8 protein-coding genes are annotated in these 19,889 nt (G+C 51.8%); all 8 read right to left on the reverse strand.

The features are described 5' to 3' along the window. Window positions 1–6: 6 nt before the first annotated feature. The 8 genes from ACG2F4_RS06385 to ACG2F4_RS06420 all read right to left on the reverse strand — a co-directional run bounded on the left by ACG2F4_RS06385 (window position 7) and on the right by ACG2F4_RS06420 (window position 19,839). The gene (locus ACG2F4_RS06385) at window positions 7–2,220 is read right to left on the reverse strand and encodes a bifunctional rhamnulose-1-phosphate aldolase/short-chain dehydrogenase (protein ID WP_395259385.1); all 2,214 of its coding nucleotides are present in this window, start codon (window positions 2,218–2,220) and stop codon (window positions 7–9) included. An 87-nt stretch (window positions 2,221–2,307) separates the two neighbouring features. After that, complete coding sequence (locus ACG2F4_RS06390; protein WP_395259386.1) at window positions 2,308–3,720, reverse strand: purine-cytosine permease family protein; 1,413 nt, start codon at window positions 3,718–3,720, stop codon at window positions 2,308–2,310. An 846-nt stretch (window positions 3,721–4,566) separates the two neighbouring features. Continuing rightward, window positions 4,567–7,917 (reverse strand): ThuA domain-containing protein, encoded by a 3,351-nt coding sequence (locus ACG2F4_RS06395; protein WP_395259387.1) that lies wholly within the window; start codon window positions 7,915–7,917, stop codon window positions 4,567–4,569. Between the two features lie 595 nt (window positions 7,918–8,512). Further along, window positions 8,513–11,461 (reverse strand): glycosyl hydrolase, encoded by a 2,949-nt coding sequence (locus ACG2F4_RS06400; RefSeq protein WP_395259388.1) that lies wholly within the window; start codon window positions 11,459–11,461, stop codon window positions 8,513–8,515. Between the two features lie 318 nt (window positions 11,462–11,779). Next, window positions 11,780–13,102 (reverse strand): Gfo/Idh/MocA family protein, encoded by a 1,323-nt coding sequence (locus ACG2F4_RS06405; RefSeq protein WP_395259389.1) that lies wholly within the window; start codon window positions 13,100–13,102, stop codon window positions 11,780–11,782. Window positions 13,103–13,750: 648 nt separating this feature from the next. Continuing rightward, window positions 13,751–17,287 carry a PVC-type heme-binding CxxCH protein gene (locus ACG2F4_RS06410; RefSeq protein WP_395259390.1) on the reverse strand — a complete coding sequence of 1,179 codons (3,537 nt, stop codon included), beginning with the start codon at window positions 17,285–17,287 and terminating at the stop codon, window positions 13,751–13,753. Window positions 17,288–17,343: 56 nt separating this feature from the next. Next, a complete protein-coding gene (locus tag ACG2F4_RS06415) occupies window positions 17,344–18,585 on the reverse strand; it encodes an SGNH/GDSL hydrolase family protein (RefSeq protein WP_395259391.1) in 1,242 nt (413 codons plus the stop codon). Window positions 18,586–18,669: 84 nt separating this feature from the next. Continuing rightward, the gene (locus ACG2F4_RS06420) at window positions 18,670–19,839 is read right to left on the reverse strand and encodes an FG-GAP repeat domain-containing protein (RefSeq protein ID WP_395259392.1); all 1,170 of its coding nucleotides are present in this window, start codon (window positions 19,837–19,839) and stop codon (window positions 18,670–18,672) included. Window positions 19,840–19,889 lie beyond the last annotated feature (50 nt).

A 19,889-nucleotide genomic window follows, 5' to 3' on the forward strand; every position in this document is an offset into this window, starting at 1 on the left:
TGAGCATTAGCGCAGGAAAGCTTCCGTCAGGCCGCCATCAACCGGAACGATGTGACCGGTCGTGTTCTCCATGTTTGAGCTTAGTAACTGGTAGATCGCTTCGGTCTGCTGTTCAAGCGAGATCGGTCGCTTTGTAAGGGTGCGGCTGGCATAAAACTCAGCCAGTCGTTCCCGCAGAGTTTCGGTATCCTCGTCATCACTAAAGTCGATGCCGTACTTCGTAAGTGACGCCTTGACACGGTTGCGGGGAAACATGCTGCTGCCTTCCACCACTGTGGCGGGAGCCACGCCGTTAACACGAACATTGGGAGCAAGGTCGATCGCAAGCTCGCGGATCAGGTGGTTGGCCGCCGCCTTGCTGGTATCATAGGCGAAGCTTCCGGCTTTCGCTACCACGGCGTTGGCACTGGTTGTTATCACCATGCTGCCCTGCAGCCCCTGCTTGTCCCAAATCCTGGAAGCCTCATCTGCCACGATAAAACTTCCCTTGACGTTGACAGCAAAACTCTTGTCCCAGGCGCTGTCACTCAGGTTTCCGTCATCGTCTGGTGTGGGATAGAGTCCCGCGGTTACCACCACATTGTCTAACCCGCCATAGGCGATGGTCAGCTTTTTCAGTGCGTCCTGAACAGAGCTTCGGTCCGTAATGTCGCAGCCCACTCCGATCACATCGCCCGATCCGCTGATATCGGACCCCGCAACGCCAATTCCCATTCCGATCTGGTCGAGAACTTCATCCGCGGTTCCGGTGGCCGCTTTTTCATCGAGGTCGAGGGCGGCTACGGTGGCTCCCTCTTCAATCAGTCGCGAAACCAGTGCCTTGCCGATGCCGCTTCCGGCTCCGACAACCGCAATAACCTGCCGGGAGAGCTCATCTTCCGGTGGCATGCGTTTCAGTTTGGCAATTTCAAGAGCCCAGTACTCTATATCATAGGCTTCCTGCTTGGAAATTGCAGTATAATTGCCCACCGATTCAGCTCCTCGCATGACCCCGATGGCAGCCGTATAAAATTCGGCGGTGACCCGTGATTCACTCTTGTTTTTCCCCCAGGTAATCATTCCAAGACCCGGAATAAGAATTACAGTGGGATTCGGATCCCTCATATCAAATGGATCTTCCGGACTGCAACTTTCGTAGTATTCAATATAATCCTCTCGGTATTGGGTCAGTCCGTTGCTGATCTTATCCTTTAGTTGATCGATATCTTCATTCTGCGGATCCCACTCAACGTACAAGGGCTTTATTTTGGTCCGAATGAAGTGATCCGGACAGGAGGTTCCCAATTCTGCTAGTTCAGGTGCATCCTTTGAGTTGATAAACTGCAGTGTAAGCTCATCATCCTGAATCGTCCCGATAAATTTATTTTCCCTGCTTACCTGACCCCGGATATAAGGTAAAACTTCAGAAAGCGCCTCACGCCGTTCCTCTTTTGGCAACGATTCATATTGTCGTCCACCGTAAGATTCTTCTCCCAACTCATGTTCAGACAGGTAATCTGCCGCTTGGTTAATCAGTTCAAGGCTAAGCTCGTAGCATTCTTTGTCGTCATTGGACCAATTTATCAGCCCATGACCTCCAAGAATGATACCGTCGATACCCGGATTTTCTTCGATGGTTTCCTGCAGTTTAAGTCCAAGTTCAAAACCGGGTCGCATCCAGTCAACCCATGCCATACGATCACCATAGATCTCCTTCATCAGCTCCTCCCCGTTATCAGCCGTGGCGATGGCAATAATAGGTACCGGGTGGGTATGATCAACAAATTTGTATGGAATAAAACTATGCAGCGGGGTATCGATAGATGGTGCCCGCGGATTCAAATTATAGGTACAGTGGGCATAATACTCAGTCATTTTATCCTCGGCAGGAGTTTTCAAACCGGTATTTTCAAAACCGGCGTAGACCTCCTGGAGATCCAGTAATTTCTGCTGGTAGAGGGAGGCGAAATTGGGACGTGTAGCCGTCCTGAGATCTCCCCCTGAACCTTTGACCCACAGCACCTCAACTTCTTCTCCGGTAATGGGATCCTCTTCCATCACTTTACTGGATGTATTCCCTCCACCGGTATTGTTGATGTAGGCATCACTTCCCAGCAAATTTGAACGGTAGACCAGGCGGTCGAGGGCATCTTTGCCTTTAACCTCCGCATCATCCCACTTGCTTTCAACTTGTCTGAAGTAATTTTTGACGGTACTTTTGTTCTTTTTATCTGAAGTCATAACTGTTCCTGTATTCAAGTCTTACACTTTTTGTTAAAATTAAAAATTCAGTCAAATCGTCTTCAACCGGCTCGGACGGCATGCAGATTATGTTTTGGCCATTTCTACATTGGCTGCCTTTTGAAACCTGTCTTGCTGCAGTTTGCTTAATCCCACATACAGCAGTATCGCAATAAACCAACCCGGCAGACCGAGAAAGAATATTTCCACTCCCATATACAGGTTAATAAACAGGCACAGCAACAGTGTGACGAACCACGTAAGGCCTGCCGACCAGTTAAAATCCATTTGCACCAATTCTGCGAAATTGCTCTTCATCCCGATTTTCGGGAACACCATCACATCCATGAATATTACGGCTCCCATCGGCATCAAAACCAGGCCATAGAGGGCTACAAAGTCGAGCAGCAGCATAACAAGCGCCGGGAAGCATGCGGCAATTGAAGTCACCAGCCCGGTAAACAGGGTCACCTTCCACCGCTTCCAGTTGGGAGTAACCGATTGAAAAGCCAGTCCCGCCCGGTAAATCGTTGGATTGGCGGTGGTCCATCCTGCAATGACCACGCAAATGGCGCCGGCCACACCGGCACTGTTATAAGCGATGATTCCCGGCGCTATAGCTCCCGCGGCCGCGGCCGTAAGTATACCGGATGCCATCCAGGCGATAAAATGTCCAAAAAACATGCCCGTTGCCGACGAAAATCCATGCTGCCATTTTTTTGCAAACCGCAGAATCGACATATCCGACATTCCGATATGCATGGCCATGTTGGCAAACCAGGCAAAAAACATCACGTGCCAAAAGGTAAATTTGCTCTGCCCCTCCGCGGGCGTCCCGGTCCATATTTTCTCCTGGGCAACCGTCCAAAACTCAGATACCGAATGAACCCCCAACTGTGGCAAAACCGCCAACGCAGCCGCGACAAAAACCAGGATCATCCAGGGAAACGCAATATTCGCAAACCGAGCCACATAATCATAACCCAAAATGGCTACCAGCGTGATTATCAGTCCCACGATAAAAACAGTTACAACCCATCCAATGCTGGTAGGCAGCCAATCTCCCAGTCCCGGCATGGGAATACCGAACGGCAGCCCCACCGCAGTGGCTGACACCGCAATCATGGAACCAGCCAGGAAACAGAACATCAGCGCATTCACCACATTGTAAATGGAGGCGAGCTTTGGCCCGCAAATTTTTCTCAATTGCCAGTAGAGCGTCAGCTTGGTTTTTACGGCTACCGGTGCACAAAGAAACGCCCAGCTCAGCACCGCAAGTATGTTTCCAACAATCAGGCCCCAAATAAGGTCGTAGGCGGCAACCCCGTGGGCTACAAACAACGGTCCAATAACGAATTCCGTGCCGGCTGTATGTTCCCCGGCGTACATTCCGAGAAAGCCTTTCCATCCTTTGCGCTTGTTTTCAGGTACCGGTTCACGTTCAAACTCGTCTATTGAGTCTAACCGTGTATCCAGTCTTTCCAAAAAACTTTGTCCCATGCTTGTCGGACTAGTTTTAATAATTAGGTTTACATTAAGAATTTGCCGATACCTGAGTACTGCTGCCCCGGCCCTGTTTTTCCAAGGTTAAATATCTCGGGCTTTACAGTAAAAGCTTCACGTTCTAAGAGACTGTCATGCCTGCAATCTACTGAAAAAAAGCGATGATTTATCAGGGGCTGCTAGCATGGATAATCGGTCCTGGTCAAAAAATGTGGCTACTAGTGTTGTTACCAGTAAGTACATTATGTAACTAAACACTTTATTAGGAGTACTACATCCCCCAATCCCCCTTCAAAAGGGAAATTCTTTCTTACTATTACACTACTTGCGATACTATACTTTTTAAGTGGTAACCACACTGGATCCAAGGAATTACAGCACCCGCGCATCGGCGATAAAAGTATCGTTTTTCTAAACTTAATATTCAACAGGAAAAGGGCTTCGCGAAACTCATTTCCTTTACGTCCAGAAAGCACCGGTCGATTTCTTTTTTGTCCACCGTCCATTCGGACGGCTTACCTGCGTGCAAGTTGATTTTTGAAAATGACTAAACCGGTTAAGCCAGGCCACCTTCTTCACACGCAGATACCGAGCGTTTAAGGATAGAATATTTGCAAGGCAAAATCACAAATTCCGGGATAGCATGGCCTCGGGAAATCTTCATGCAAAACTGATTTTAAGCCCCCCAATATAAAAAAGAGGCAGTATCTATTAAAAGGGGGCTTTGTAAAACCCGTGGTTTTGCCCCCCTTAATAAATACTACCTCCTGGTACCAGTATGATTTTTGTCATACCTGTAAAACGAGCGCCTGCCCGTGCATCATGCAATTTTAAAATATGAGCTTAATCAGCCATGAACTCAATCATCGACAAGATCAGGGTGCCGGCATCCCCGGGATTTTCAGGACGGCTGACGATATACAGATCATGCATAGCTCCCTCCGTAACCGGGTCGAGCGTTACCGTTAGCGGCTGGAAATAGGGACCTTCTCCCGAGGGATCAGGATTCGATTCAAAGGTTGCCTCGCCGATCTTTTCTCCATCTGGCGCCCCCAGCCGAAACTCAAATATATAATTTGAAGCCAGGGGTTCCTGGGTAACGGTCGTCAACCGTGCGGAGTTGATCCCCGTCAGGTCAATTTCGTCCAGGCTGAATGAACCGGCCTCCTGAGGAACCATCATCAGCAGATTCCCGTCATAGGTCATTGTTGAGTAGCCCTCCAGGTTGTCGGCCTCCGCAAAATTCATGGTGCTGTTGCGCAGATACTTGCTCGCGTTACCGGTAAGAGGCTTAATATTTTCCCCGCCGCGGTCGGTGAAACTTGCCGACAACACGAGTACCCCGCTCTGCGTGGGCTTTTCACCCAGTGTGGGATCAACCGTTCCGGACCGGGGCAGCGACTCTTCCACCTCACCCTCTCCGGCCAGCGACTGTATCCATGTGACGATATTCCGCGCGTCGGCCTCCGTAATATCGAGGTGGGCCGGCATTACAGTTTCGCCCCATACTCCACCTCCACCCTGGATAATTTTATTCACCAGGTGGGGAACCACATCAGAAGAATCCTGGTATCTTTCGGCGATCGCCATGTAGGAGGGACCGATCGACGAAGAGTTCAGGGTGTGGCATGCCTGGCAATCAAGCGACTCAATCATGCTCTGGCCTCTCATCGCTTCGGTCATCACCTGGTGCCCGCGGGAGGCCTCCGCCAGATCGCTTCCTTCAATGTAATCGGCCGAAACGACCAGCGAGGAAAGATCATCTGCAGCCTCCGGGTCATCCTTGTCTACTACCTCCACTTCGTACTCAACCGGGACACCGGGGAAGTAGAACGTGCTGTTGCCTTTGATATTGATGCTGACCTCCGGGGCCGCATTGCCTGCGTACACCGACACCGGATTGCTGGAGCGCGTAAGCCCGCCTTCATCACGCACCTCTACCGAGATCGCATATTCTCCTACCTCGTTAAAGGTGTGTTCAATGCGCGGTTCTGTTGTTTCTTTCGTCGTTTCTTCCCCGAGATGCCAAATATAGGTTAATGCATCCTCTTCGGGATCGCTGGCTTCCACGGTGGCCTCCAGCGTAAGCGGCAGTGTACCTGATGTCTTGTTGACCGCAATATCCTCCACGACCGGTTTTCGGTTCCCGGGATTAAAGTCGATAATTGACAACCCGGAATCATCATTTTTAGAGAACCATCCGCTGCCGTACTCCAACAGATACACACGGCCTTCGGGCCCCACTTCCATATCGATCAGGGCGTTGAAGTCGGTATCTGCCATGAACGGTTCCATTTTGGAGAAGTCCCCGTCAGGATCCATTGTTACCAGTTTTATCCAGCCGCGAATCCAGTCATATATAAACAGTTTTCCGTCAAAATAGTCAGGCAACCTCGTATTTTCTGGATACATATCGGTATAGTACACCGGGCCGGCCATCGCATTTCGTCCGCCGGTACCCACTTCCGGGAACTCTTCGGAGGCGGCATATGGATACCAGATAAAAGCGGGCTTTGGCCTGGGAAGCTCCCTGATGCCGTCATTCAGCCTTGAATCGTTCACCGGGTTTTCTGGATCAAATGCTTCACCCGGTTCGCCCGTGCCATAATCGTACCGGTGATACGCGTAGTTATCCCCGATAAACATCGGCCACCCGAAGAAGCCGGCTTCACGCGCCTGATTGATTTCATCATACCCGCGCGGGCCTCTTGTTTCCAGGCTGTCGTTGTTGGCATCGGGGCCGACCTCGCCCCAGTAGAGGTATCCCGTCTTTTGATCTACAGAAATGCGGTAGGGGTTGCGGTTGCCCTGCACATATATTTCGGGACGGGTCCCTTCCCGGCCGGGTTCATACAAGTTGCCCTCCGGGATGTCGTAACTGCCATCTTCATTGACCCGGATCCGCAGGATTTTACCCCGCAGATCATTGGCATTTCCGGAAGAACGCATCGCGTTATACTGTCGAAATCCCTCGCGTTCATCAAGGGGAGCGTACCCATCAAGCGTATATTTTTGGTCAGGCTGATTAAACGGTGTTGAATTGTCGCCGGTGGACAGGTACAGCAGGCCTTCACTGTCGAAAGCGATTGATCCCCCGGTATGGCAGCAGATATCGCGCTGCGAATAAAATTGAAGGATAATTTCTTCCGAGTCCATTACGATCTTATCGTCCTGAAATGTAAATCTCGATAACCGGTTGACGGAGGTATCAACAGGACTATAAAAGATGAAGACGTGATTGTTTTCCTCGAAATTGGGATCCGCCTTGATCCCCATCAGTCCCTCCTCGGCATTTACTCCCTCCACATCGGTCTCATGATATACATCCAGGAACCCGGCGTCTGTGAGGGTAGAATCACTGTTTTTATAGAGCGATATATGGCCGCGCCGCTGGGCGATCAGCACATCCCGGTTCGGGAGAATCGTCATTTCCGTGGGTTCAAAAAACGCTCCCCTGACCAGCTCCTCCTTTGAAAAACGGTTGGCTGCGGGCACGCGTTCGGTTGTGGCCCGGGAGTAGTCGAGCACACGATTTTCTCCGATGGCGTACTGAATGCCCGCCAATATGTGCCGCAGGTACAGGTCTTCGGTAAAAGACTCACTGGTATGTCCCAGCCCGGTATAGTAGGCCCGCCCGCCGTCGTAGTCATGGTACCACGCAATCGGGTGGTACCCCATGTCGGCTCCACCCTGGTAGCTCTCCTCATCAAGCGTCAACAAAACATTGACCTCGTCATTGAACTCCTTGTAGCTGTACCACTCGTCGGTCCGCGTCCACGGATCCGGCAAAAATTCGGTCGAGGGATGAGTCGCATCCTCTACCGTCAAGGTTCCCTCCTGCACATTGGGATGCGGGTCATTGATACCGGGGTGATCAAGAAAATAACCGCCCACCATATCGCCGTACCATCCCCACTGGTATTCCGTATCCGCTGCGGCGTGAATTCCCACATAGCCGCCCCCGGCCTGGATATACCGTTCAAAGTCAGCCTCCTGGTATTTATTCAGCACATCTCCGGTCGTGCTCAGAAAAATAACGGCGGAATACTGCTTCAGGTTTTCCTCGGTGAATGTTGCGGAGCGGGTAGTGGTATCAACTTCAAAGCCGTTTTCCGCCCCCAATTTCTGAATAGCTGCAATGCCATCCGGTATTGATGCGTGGTGATAGCCCGCTGTTTTGCTGAAGACCAGCACTTTTGGCGGACCGGATCGTTTATCTGAACAGGATGATATAAACAACAAGGCGGGAACTAATACACAAAGGTATTTCAATAAATGTGCGTAACGTGTCATGAATATTCGATTTTAAGTTTCAGGATGATTCCTGGAATTGAATTGCTTTGCAAAATAGCTGACAATATTACCTTCCATCACCAAAAGAGGGGTAAGAAGTTCCGAGAGGCACTTCTTACCCTTCCTTTGATACAACTGTTGTTCATGCAAATACGGTGTTCCTGAAAACGTATGTAGTGATATCCCAGATAAATCGTGCCTGCGCGGACGGGTTCCAGAAAGCATGTGATCTGACTTTTACCGGACGAGATCCCCGAAACCCCCATATAATTTACAGTTACCGAAACGTATGTTTCGGCCCTTAAATTATATTCCGTTGCATTCCCTTTATCAATATCTTCCCTGTTTTCAGGCAATCACTGTTTTTAAACCGTCCCAATATTCAATTTTTATTCAACGCCTTCAACTCTTTTTCATTTTTTTTCAAATTTTGCTTTACCGTGACATGGAACCCGAAATCCAGCAGCTTTTATTTTTCGGACTTCCACTAGGCGACCTATTCCACGACCTGTACCGGCTGTAAAATGACCGGGCCCAAAAGTCCTGATGCGCGGGGACTCCAGGAAGAGGCGTCAAACAGCCCCCTCCGGTTCCGGTTCTCCCCAAGGCGTGCCGGGAAATTGATATTGTAGAACTTTTTCCAGTTCACCTCCTGTTGGTCCAGCCGGGCAATCCGATTCGCCATCAGGTTGGAGACCTCCACCTTCAACGTGTTCTGCTCCTGCAACTGTTCCCGTTCGATAAAGAGGGTATAGCCGGGACCATTCAAGATCCCCAAATCCTCTCCATTTAAATATACGCGTGCACTGTGTTTTACTGTTCCCAGGTCCAGGACCCACCCGTCCGCGGAGTTCCCGGGAGAGGCAAATGCGAGTTCATAGACGCCAGTACCCGCAAAGTGATCGACTGGGCCGGTACCGGTGTCGGTCCACGACTTAAGATGATCCAACTGCACCGTATCAGGCAAAACAGGACCGCCGTCCCGGAACGACAACGTCCATTGTCCCTGCAGAGGCAGGGGGTCGCCCGCTGCCTCCGTATAGCGGTACTTCGGTCCCCCGACCCCGCCATCATACGTTTTAACAATAATGGACTCCCCGGGGTCAAGCTGGAGATACAGCTCCGTTGCACCTCCACTTCCCTGCCGTACCCGGGCATATCCCGCAGCATCCCGGGCCGGATCAAAAATCGCGGCCGATTCCGCCTCGCGGGACAGAGCGATCCACCCGTCCACGGTCTCCTCACCCCAGTTTGTAATAAAATAGTGGTGCCCTGAGGAGTGGCTTCGGCGGTTAAACATCAATCCATGGTCGGCCATCTTTTCGCGCTGAATACCGGCATGTGCCAGCAGCGCATCCAGGTTTTCACCGCGCAGGATACGGCCGTTCCCTACCCGGGCCTCTTCCACCCCGCCCGTACCTGTTGCATTAAATTCAAGCTGCTGATTCAGTTGTTCAAGCTGCTGCTGGCGCGATTGCAGATCCCTGAGCCCTGGAACTTTTCCCGGGAGTCCCCCGTAGGCGATGAGCGTGGCCCCCGATTCTGCCAGCGCCTGCAAATGACGCATGGTGGACAGGGGGATATACTCGCTCTTCGGAATTACGATCGTGCGGTAGGTAGCTGCTCCCTCAGTTCGAAGGTCCCGTCCGTCGTTCCCGGTCCTGGCCAGCTGGCTGTCCGAAATAAAATCAAACCCGTAGCCCTGCTCCACCATCTGCTCGGCCGCCTGTTTGAACGGGGTGCCGTCAAACGGGGCTCCGAGCCCTCCTTCAAAATGGCGCAGCAAGCCGTATCCGGGTGTGGCCCACTGGTCGTGGATGGGGAAATAGAGCAGAATATCGTTATCGGGCTCGCCAGACTGCATAAACGACTGCACCCGGGCTACGTAGTGGTTGAAGGCCCCAAAATGATCCCAAAAAGGATTGCGGTCATTGAAATGCACCGCGGCATAAAACAGCCATCCCGGCCATCGCTCTTCGCTGGGGGAATAGGCCGTTCCGTGATAAAAAACGTGGTTAATACCACTGATAAAATATCGATCGATCGCCTTTTTGAGATCGGACAGTGAGGAGGTAAAGTGCTCGTTCAGCCAGGTTGCCGCTTCAGCAGAGGAGCGTTTTTTGCCCGTCACATTAGCGGCGGACGACGCCATTTTAGCCCGTAATATATCGGTCCCCTCCGTCTCCGGAATATCGCTGGCGCCATACAGGTCCAGGAGGTTGCCGGGCGAGCCGTGAGCCTGGTTGCGGATGAGTGCACCATGCTTGTCAGCCCACGCATCCCATCGCCGGGTAAACTCCTCCAGCAACAACGTTGAAATCGTTTCACGATAATCGGTTAACACGCGCCTTTTTTGCTCGGTGACAACCCCGCCCAGCAGCGCCGGGAGATGTTTACGGAGATCATATCCCTGCTGCTGTTCAAATTTGTCGAAAAACCCGGGCGTCCAGTTGGCTTCCCCTTCCGCATCATCCACCTCGTAGGAATCGTTAAAAAACGAGCGGAGTGAGCTGATATCTTCTCCCGCAAAAGCGGAATCGAATGTTGCCAGGTAATGATTGAGTGCCTCATTAGAAAAATGATCAATCGCGAAGCCTTCTCCCCCGGGCGCGGCCCGTTCCACCATCTTGCCGTGCCATCCCCGGAATACGGCATAAACCATCCAGTATCCGTTGGGGGCGGTCCATTGGAGCTCGCCATTCTGATCAACCCGGTCGGTCAGATCGATCGAACGACCGTCAGCCGAGTAGCCAACTACGGCCAGCAGCGGCAGCTCTTTTTCAAACCGGACCTGTTCGAGAGCCCAGTACTGCAGGTGCTCATTTTGGCCTATCGGCTGCTTGAGCTCATCGATTGTCAAGCGATCTTTGCCGGCCGGCAGAGCTGAGCCGGTGTTGAGCTGATCCAGGTTCTGCACGCTGTTGCCGATTGCGCGCAGGTACGGCTGCTGCGTATGCTGAATCGATTTCGACAGCTGCTCTCCCCCCTTGAGTGGAAAACGCTTGAAATACAACCTTTTGGAGGTGTGATCCTCATCTACCCAGGGACCGCCAAACGGCCAGCCTGTACCCGTAGCCATATCGATACCCAGATTAAGCCGTTCGCCTTCTTCAAGCGTATGCTTCAGCATGTCGACCCAGCGGGGCGACAAGTAGTCAATGAATCGATCTTCATATCCTGCGACCCCGTAGATCGGCGTAATCTCAACCCCTCCGATATTGGCTTCCTTCAGTTTTTCCAGTTCGCGGGTAAGGTTCTGTTTGTCAACCGCACTACCCTGCCACCACCAGCGGGTCCACGGTTTGTGTTCAGACTCAATTTCCGGCCACTGCGGCTGCTGAGCCTCCACCGGTGTACTGGTAAGCATCAGCAGCGAGAGTACCAGAAGGCATGGGAATATGAAAAAAAGATTACGAGATGTGCCAAAATATGAGCGTTCCATCATCACTTACGTATTTAGCAAAAATTTTAAACAGGGTTACCGGTTGGTTGAGAGTGTCAAATCGACATTTTGTTCAATTTCAATATGTTCGTGCAGGTATAACCTTTTTGACCCAGGCATTTCGGATTCCACAACGCCTGGGAACAGGTTCCGAACAAAATTCCCAATTTTAACGCCTTGGTATTTAAAAATTAAATCTGTGGATTTCTACCTCAAAACCAGGATTATTTTCCTCCAGGTTTAAATATTCACGCCTCAAACCAGCCGCATTTTCTTTATTTAATTGCGGATTCTGAAGCTTCCCATCCGGTCGTGCAACCTTTACACCGTCCACGGCTCGCGGTGAAATCCCGAGACCAGTTCATTGGCTTTCTTGCTGTTGGTGGCCCGCTCCTGTTCGCGGTCCCATTCGATCCGCTCTTTTGACCGGAATGCGATATTCCCCAGGTGGGCTGTTACGGTAGAATGATGACCGATTTCCACATCACAGATCGGCTTGTTGCGGGATTTTATGCAGTCCAGGAAGTTGCGTACGTGCTTGGCGCGGGCGTTTTCCTCGACCTCCATATTCAGTGCTTCCAGCTTGCTGCCCGGTTCCGGGGTCAGCCTGAGTGATCCCCTGTCGACAAAAAGCGTGCCCTCGGTCCCGTGAAACAGGATACCGTATCCTTTTTCATCAATCGGCTTGCTGTTAAGCACGCGATTTTCGTAAGTACAGACAAAATTGGGATACTGGTAGGAAGCAGAAAGGGTATCCGGCGTTTCGCGGTTATCCTGCAGGTAAAATTTACCCCCGACCGAGGTTACGGTTTCCGGCGCCTCCACCTCCATTGCCCAGTTCACAATATCCAGCAGATGCACCCCCCAGTCGGTCATCATGCCGCCGGCATAATCCCAGAACCAGCGAAAGCTGGCCCATCGCTGGTATTCCATCTTCTCATTCAGCACTACACCGAAACGGTTGATGTTAAACGGACGCTTTTGGGCCGGTCCCAGCCACATATCCCAATCCAGTCCCTCTGGCGGAGCGCTGTTGCCCGGGTTCCCGATCCCCTCAGGATAGTCATTGCCGTAATTCCAGGTACGCACAAAACTGATGGGACCGAGATCGCCCGACTGTACAATCTCCACCGCCTCCTGGAACACGCGGCCTGAACGCTGCATTGTCCCCACCTGCACGACCCGGTTGTTCTGACGGGCCGCTTCCACCATCTTTCGACCCTCCTCGATGTATCGGGAAAGTGGTTTCTCTACATATACATCCTTTCCCGCCTGGCAGGCCAAAATGGTATTTGGTCCATGCCAGTGATCGGGGGTGGCAACGACAACCGCGTCCACATCATTTCGATCCAGAATATTCCGGAAATCACTGTAAGTATCGGCGCCGGGTACCTGCGCAGCGGCAAAATCCAGGTTTGGCTTGTACACATCGCTCAAGGCGACGACTTCGGTATCAGATTCATCCAAAAAGTTGCCCATGAGTCCACGCCCCTGGCGACCGACCCCGATTATACCCACCCGTATGCGATCGTTGGAACCGAGTATATTTCCATAACTCCGAGCACTGAGTCCCAGGGTGAGCCCGGCGGTACCGGCTGTTAATGTCTTAATGAAATTACGGCGGGAACTGGACTTTTCTGCCATATCGTATCTCCTTTACAGTGTCTGTTTAAAATTTCCGGTAAGTATTATTCTGCCAGAAATACCTTCTCTCGTCACATGTACTGCTATTTGGGAAGAATAAAGAACGTTTAATAGTGAATTATCCCAGCTTATCCCAAAACTTGATTACCATCAGATCGATATACATACGGGGCATTTCAGATCTACTCCGGCGCCGGTTCACTCTGTGAATAAAAAACGCGGATCATTTTACCCAAATCCCAACTGATATTCCGACATTCTCGTGTCGTGCAGGTTAAGCCATAAATTTCAAAGAGTAAAGCACCTTCTTATAATTGTCGAGTTGCAAACAGAACGTTCCCAAAAGAAAAGAGGGCTTATACAAAGATTGGCCCGATATGGATCAGACAAAAGCATGCCGGACTTGGTACTGCCAGATAAATCGAATTCCGTCCATACAGTCCCGGAATTCATCATCTTTATATTAGTTGAAGAGGGCTTTGCAAAACCCTCACTTCTTCGTTCTGAGGGAGTTGTACTACCACCTGAAAAATAGCAGGTTACGCAAAGGTCCCCTTGAATTGTTGAAAGCACAAGATTTGTATTAATGTCAATCTTGACACAATATGCGGCTATGTACAGACGTGACAACCAGAATTTTGATCAGCATCAGCTGCCCATTATAAGTCTTGTTTGGGCCGGTGAACTGCCGGGTTCCCGAACTTCAATCCGGATTGCGGGTTCTTCCCGATTATCGCGATTGATAGCTAGGGTAACCTCGTGAGTCCCTTTCGTTAACTCCGCCGTAAACGATCCGTTCACTTTCTTTATCATCTCCTCACCGGCCCATGCGGTAATCCCTTCTGTTGAGTTGAACACAAACTCTACGTTGCCCCCGGAAAGAACCTCGAGTTCAAACCTGACAAAGCTGTACTCCTGCCCGCCCTCTACCTCCATAACGGGCAGTTCTTTAACCGGCAGATCCCCGGAGACTTTACTGTATGCAGGCTGCCAACTCAACTCGGTGCGGTTTTGGGCCGGAAAGTTAATTCCCGTTTTATTGATTTGTCCGACAATCTCTTCGTTGCCGGGCAGGGTACGCCAGCGCCGCACCAGTTTCTCATTCGGCACCCGGTATTCCCCTGTTTCCCCGAGCTTGGACAGGAACCCGATCAGGTCGACAAATTCCTGCCGTTCCAGTCCGGCCGTCAATCCCGGTGGCATCAAAGATCCGGGGACAACCTCCTGCTTTTCGATCTGATTTACCGGTATGGATATTTCGTCTCCTGAAATATCACGCAATATCAACTCAGAAGATGTTTCATTCACAATATATCCCCTGACTTCGCTGCCATCTTGTCGAACAACGCGATATAGTTCATATCCATCTTTTATATCTTCACTTGGGTTGAGGATCCCATTGATAATATAATCGGTGGGTGCATTTGCTCCCAGGCTACTTAAATCGGGTCCCATCAGGCCCCCCGCTCCCCCTATCGCGTGGCAGCTTTCGCAGTTAAGCTCCCGGTAAATCATTTCGCCGCGCGCGGGATCCGCACTTGCCTTGACATCGAGCTCGAGCCTGTTGAACTGCTGGCTGGTCAACTCCTGTGGCATCCGTTCCGGGGGCAGTTCCCCTCCCGATGCCTCGAAAGCCTGCCTGAGGGCTTCCACGTCCTCATCTTCTCTCCTGTTAAATGGAATTTGTCGTTCCATGAGCTTCCGCCCTTCCAGCGCAATCTCTTTGGGGATTTCCTGGCTGGAAAGCTTTTCTGCAAGTATTTCAATGCCCCCTTCCTGAGAAAAGAACGCCGAAAAAAGATCCGCTGTGCCGGCCTGACTTGATACCTGGCGGAATATTTGTACAGCATTGGAGGCAGCTTTTTCCAAATCCAACCTGACAAGCTGCTCGGCGGCCATTATTCGCAACTCGTCGGGGTTCCCCGATCCACTCATCTCTGCTAACATGTTCAGGCTTTCCTCGCCACCAAGGGAAGCCAACGCATCAACCGCCGCCGGTCTCAGCGCCTCCTTGCCTGTTTTCGCAATATCGGCAAGGTCCTCTCGTAGATGCTCAAGATTCCAGTACCCGGTGAGCCGCACCGCATGCCGGGCAATTTCTACATTTTCGCTGTCGATAAAATCGATGATTCGATCTATACCTTCAGCCGGTTTTACCTTGCGCTGGCGGGCCGCTTCTGCGAGCGATGCCAGGTACGAGGCCCGCCTCTTTCGGTGGACGTCGGCATCACTTGTGGCGAAATCCAGGATTACCGCCAGATCCTCCGGCGTTCCCCACCGGGCGACAGAATTAAACAGGTCCTCGTTATATTCTTCAGGCATCTCCCCCTGCTGGTAAAGCGTTAGCAAATGACCGACCGCCTCCGGATTGGGAACCGATTTTAATGCATACGCTCTTTTCCGGGGATCCCGGAGGAAAGTTGAATCTGTTTGAAGCCTCTCCATCCAGTACGGCTCCAATTCACGGACGGTTTGCCAAAGAGCAAAATCCAGGAAGGTATCCATGGGGGCATCCAGCACAGAAAGGGCCGTCGCCGCCGCTGTCGCATTCTGCTGGTTGCGAAGAGCGATCACCGCTTCGAGACGCACTTTCGCATGATCATCTCTCACCGCCTGTTCCAGCAAACGGGCGGCGTTATCAATATTCTCATACCAATAGTTCAGCACCCTGACAGCGGCAGCTCTCACCTGGTGATTCCCGGCATGCAGCGTTTTCTCAAGTAGCGGCTTGTTAACGGCATCTACCGACTGAAATACCCAGAGCGCCTCCAGCAGGTACTGTTCATAACGGGAATCTGAAGCATCCAAACCATCGACCCATGATTTCAGTGCGGGTACCACCTGCTCGGGACCCCGCTCTTTCAACAGGCGCTTCGCCTGCGAGCGGGTCCACTTTTCCGGCCGTTTCAGGGCATCCAGGAGTTCTCCGGTCGATGCTCCTTTCAGTTCGGGTTTATCGATCAGGGGGCGATCTTTCGCCGTTATCCGCCAGATGCGCCCATGCGTATGATCCCTGCGCGGATCGCGAAAATCCACCTCCCCGTGCTGGATGATCGGATTATACCAGTCAGCAACGTAGATAGCCCCATCCGGCCCAATCGAAATATCTACGGGGCGGAACGCTACGTTATCGGACCAGAGCAGGTCCTCTGCCTGGTTCGAAACATACCCGCTGCCCTGCTCCTCCAGGACAAACCGGTTAATACGGTTTGCCCGAAAATCATTGGTGATAAAGCTGCCCGCCAGCGAATCCGGGAAATGCCGACCCGAAATAATTTCCAGCCCTGAATGTTTCGGCTGACCGGGATTCAATCCCTCGAGTATTCGTTCCGCCCCGGGAGCCGAGACGAAGGTAGCCCCGGGAAAGGCGTAGTTGATTCCCTCACGTCCGGCGCCGTCGGTTAAAAAGGATTGTCCCCACTTGTTAAACCGCAGTCCCCACGGGTTTATCAGTCCCCGCGCATATACGCCCAATTCCATTGTCTCGGGCTGAAAGCGCCAAACGCCTCCCCCTTTCAGCTCTTTCACCCCATGCGGGGTTTCAACCCGGCTGTGTATGTAGATAGACTGGTTGAAATAAAATCGCCCTGCCGGTCCCCACCGGAATGTATGAACAAGGTGATGGGTATCGCCGGTGCCAAATCCTGTCAACACCTTCCGCCTCTGGTCGGCTTTCCCGTCGCCATTGGTATCCTTCAGGTGCAGAATTTCCGTTGCATTGGCCACATACACACCGCCATCTCCCGGCAATACTCCGGTAGGGATATGCAGTCCCTCGGCAAAGACCGTGGAGACATCCGCCTTCCCGTCGCCCGTGGTATCTTCCAGCACATAAATCTTGTCGTTGGGCACCTCTCCCGGCTTCAGCTGCGGGTAATGCTCGCTGCCGACGACCCACAACCGCCCCTGCGCATCCCAGTTCATCTGTATCGGTTTAACCAGCATCGGTTCATCGGCAAACAGGTTGACTTCAAATCCGTCAGCCACATTCAGGGTTTCAAGCTCATACTGCGGATCGGGGTTGGGGACATTCCGCAGGTTGTCCTGCGCGGCCATCCGGACAGGAGAGATCAAAAGCATGTGCAGCAACACGATTCCGAGCAGGCCAACCGGGATTCTGCTGACGCCTCCAATCGTAGTATGCATCCTGTCCATCCAGTGATGTATCCCCTTGCCATTTGTCATTATAACGGGTTTCTGGTTTCTCATTTCCGTACAAATAAATTTTTAAATTTCGCTTGCTACTTAACCGATTGTACAGTGCAGTGTTTGGGATGCGGCTTCCGCAGCTGAAATATCTGCCCTTCCAATCTTGATATGAACAGGTCCAGCTGCTCCAGCTCCTTCGCATTCTGCCCCTGTTCATGCGATCTGAACCCGACCAGGTAGGTTCTGTTGGTGGGACGATATTTGCGAAAGAACAACTGGTTTTTATCCACGATACGCTCCCGCAATTCGTTGGCTTGCCGGAAGAGGACGCCCCGGTCAACCTGGACGCCGTCCGACCACCGCTCCGCCGATGCGGAAGCCGCGATATCCGAATCTGCCGTCAAAGTATAACACCCATTGTTGAGTCCCCTGACCTGAAAACGTATGGCATGCTCTTGGGTGAGCGTCTCCGAAGGCGGAGGGGGCAACGGGAGGATCGAATGGGCCAGGGTAAACTGCATGCGGTCGTCCTGGAAGTGGTTCTGCAGTATTGTGGTGGGTCCGGTGGACTCAATCACGTTCCCGGAAAGATCGATGCTAACGGCTGATTTCCGGGACGAAAGTCCAAGCTGGTCCTCCATCACGGATACCAGGAAATAGTATCCATTCTCGTTCAGGTGAACGCCATCGGTTGTCAGCAGCTCCTTGTTGTTAATATCCCGAAAGGGATCGAACAGGTTGATATATCGCAGGTCCCGCTCGGCGGCCGTCTGGGCGATGACCGATGAATACAGCGCCAGGTTTTCATTGCGCTGGGTTATCCCTTCCCCGGAGGGGCTCCCTGCCAACTGGGGGATTGGAGACAAAAGGACCGCCCGGGCATCCAGCTCGTCAATCTTATCCAGTAATTTTTGCAAGCCCTCTTTAAACCGGGAGACTCCCTCTTTCCCCGCATAGGCCTCGTTGGCTCCGTACGCCACAAATACAACCGTCGGCTCCGCCTCCTCCAGTTGTTGGGTCAACAATTCATAAGAGTCGGGCGGGGTGGTGTAGTAACTGCGGGCCTCTCCGTGTACCGTATCTCCCGTCCATCCCAGGTTGCGAAACGTGATGTCCCGCCCCGGCCAGCGGGTGGTCAGCGCGTATTCAATATAGCCATACTCCAGGTCGTTCTGGATCAGGGAGTTGCCCAGCAGGACCACCCGGTCGCCGTGCCGGAGTTCAAATGGAGTAGACTTCTCCTCCTCGGATGTCGTGATTTCAGCCGTAGCACAGCCCTGTAAAAAAACGAGGAGTAGCAGAATTGACAAACTGGATATTTTAGCACTTCGCATTCTTCAAACTGATTTAAAAGTAAATTTACCGGAATCATTTCAGGGATACCTCTTTTTATCCCCCATGCCCTTGAATACATGGTATCATCCCTCATTAAAAAACACGTAGAGCCCGTCTTTGCCGGCCACCACGATATCTTTACGGCCATTTTCGTTCAGATCCACCACCTCAAAAAAGATGCCGGTGCCCTTGCCCTCGCCGAGCGGTCCAAAACTGATCGTATTTTTAACAAATACCTCTCCGTTCCACTTGTAGTAGTATAGACCAATCGGGTCATCGCCTCCCGGATCATTGCCGTTGTGGGCGTGGTAGCGCTTGCCGGTGACCAGCTCATGTTCTCCATCCCCATCGATATCGACCCATTCCATGGTATGAAACTGGGAGTTATTCGGATCGATGGAGTGTTTTATCCAGCTCCTGTCACCACCGGAGGTGACGCTCTGCTCATACCAGTCGAGCCCGTAGCTGTGGCCCTGTCCCACAATCAGATCGTTTTTGCCATCTTTATTCACATCCACGACCAGTATCGGGACACTCGCATCATCCAGGTCAAACTCCTCATGCAGCGTCCACTCACCAGTTTCAAGATCCTCAGGGGCTTCCAGCCAGCCCTCACTAATGATAAAGTCTCCTCTTCCGTCGCCGTTGATATCACCGAATCCCAGCCCGTGTCCCTGGCGCTCGAAGACGGGTACCCTGGTAAAGGTGCCGGTCGGCTGCCCGCTGTCGTCCCGGTCCAGTCTATAAAATTTGAGCGGGTCGTTCGGGTTGTTCGGTACAATTTCCTGGTATCCGTCTCTGTCCACATCCCAGCTGCGGATCGTCTCCACATTTCCGGTTTGGTCGATGATATGTTCGCTCCACTCTGAATCATCGCCCGGATTTTCGTGCCACCGGATGCTTTTTCCAAACCAGCCGCCCGTAACGTAATCAACGTGGCCGTCATCATTTACATCCAGGGGAATCGTTGCAAAGTCATCCCAGTATTCGCCGTACCGCTCCACCTCACCGATATATCTTTTTTGGGGGAAATCGGGTCCTTCGTACCAGAACGAACCGGAGACCAGGTCCAGTTCTCCATCATTATTGACGTCAAAGACCCCGACGGATTCAAAACTCTCTGAGGCGACCTGTACTTTTTCGAACTGGACGGGGGGGATGTTTTCAGGGATATTATCCTGGGCTTGGGCTAAGAAGCCAAAACTTAGAAGTGAACATGTAATAAAATTTATTCGTAAGAAAATATAATTCATAGCTTAAGTTTTGCATTATTCATATAAAGAAACTCACCACAACATTTTTT

The organism is Halalkalibaculum sp. DA3122, from assembly GCF_043951865.1.
In the GTDB taxonomy this organism is placed as follows: Bacteria; Bacteroidota; Rhodothermia; order Balneolales; family Balneolaceae; genus JAMQKA01.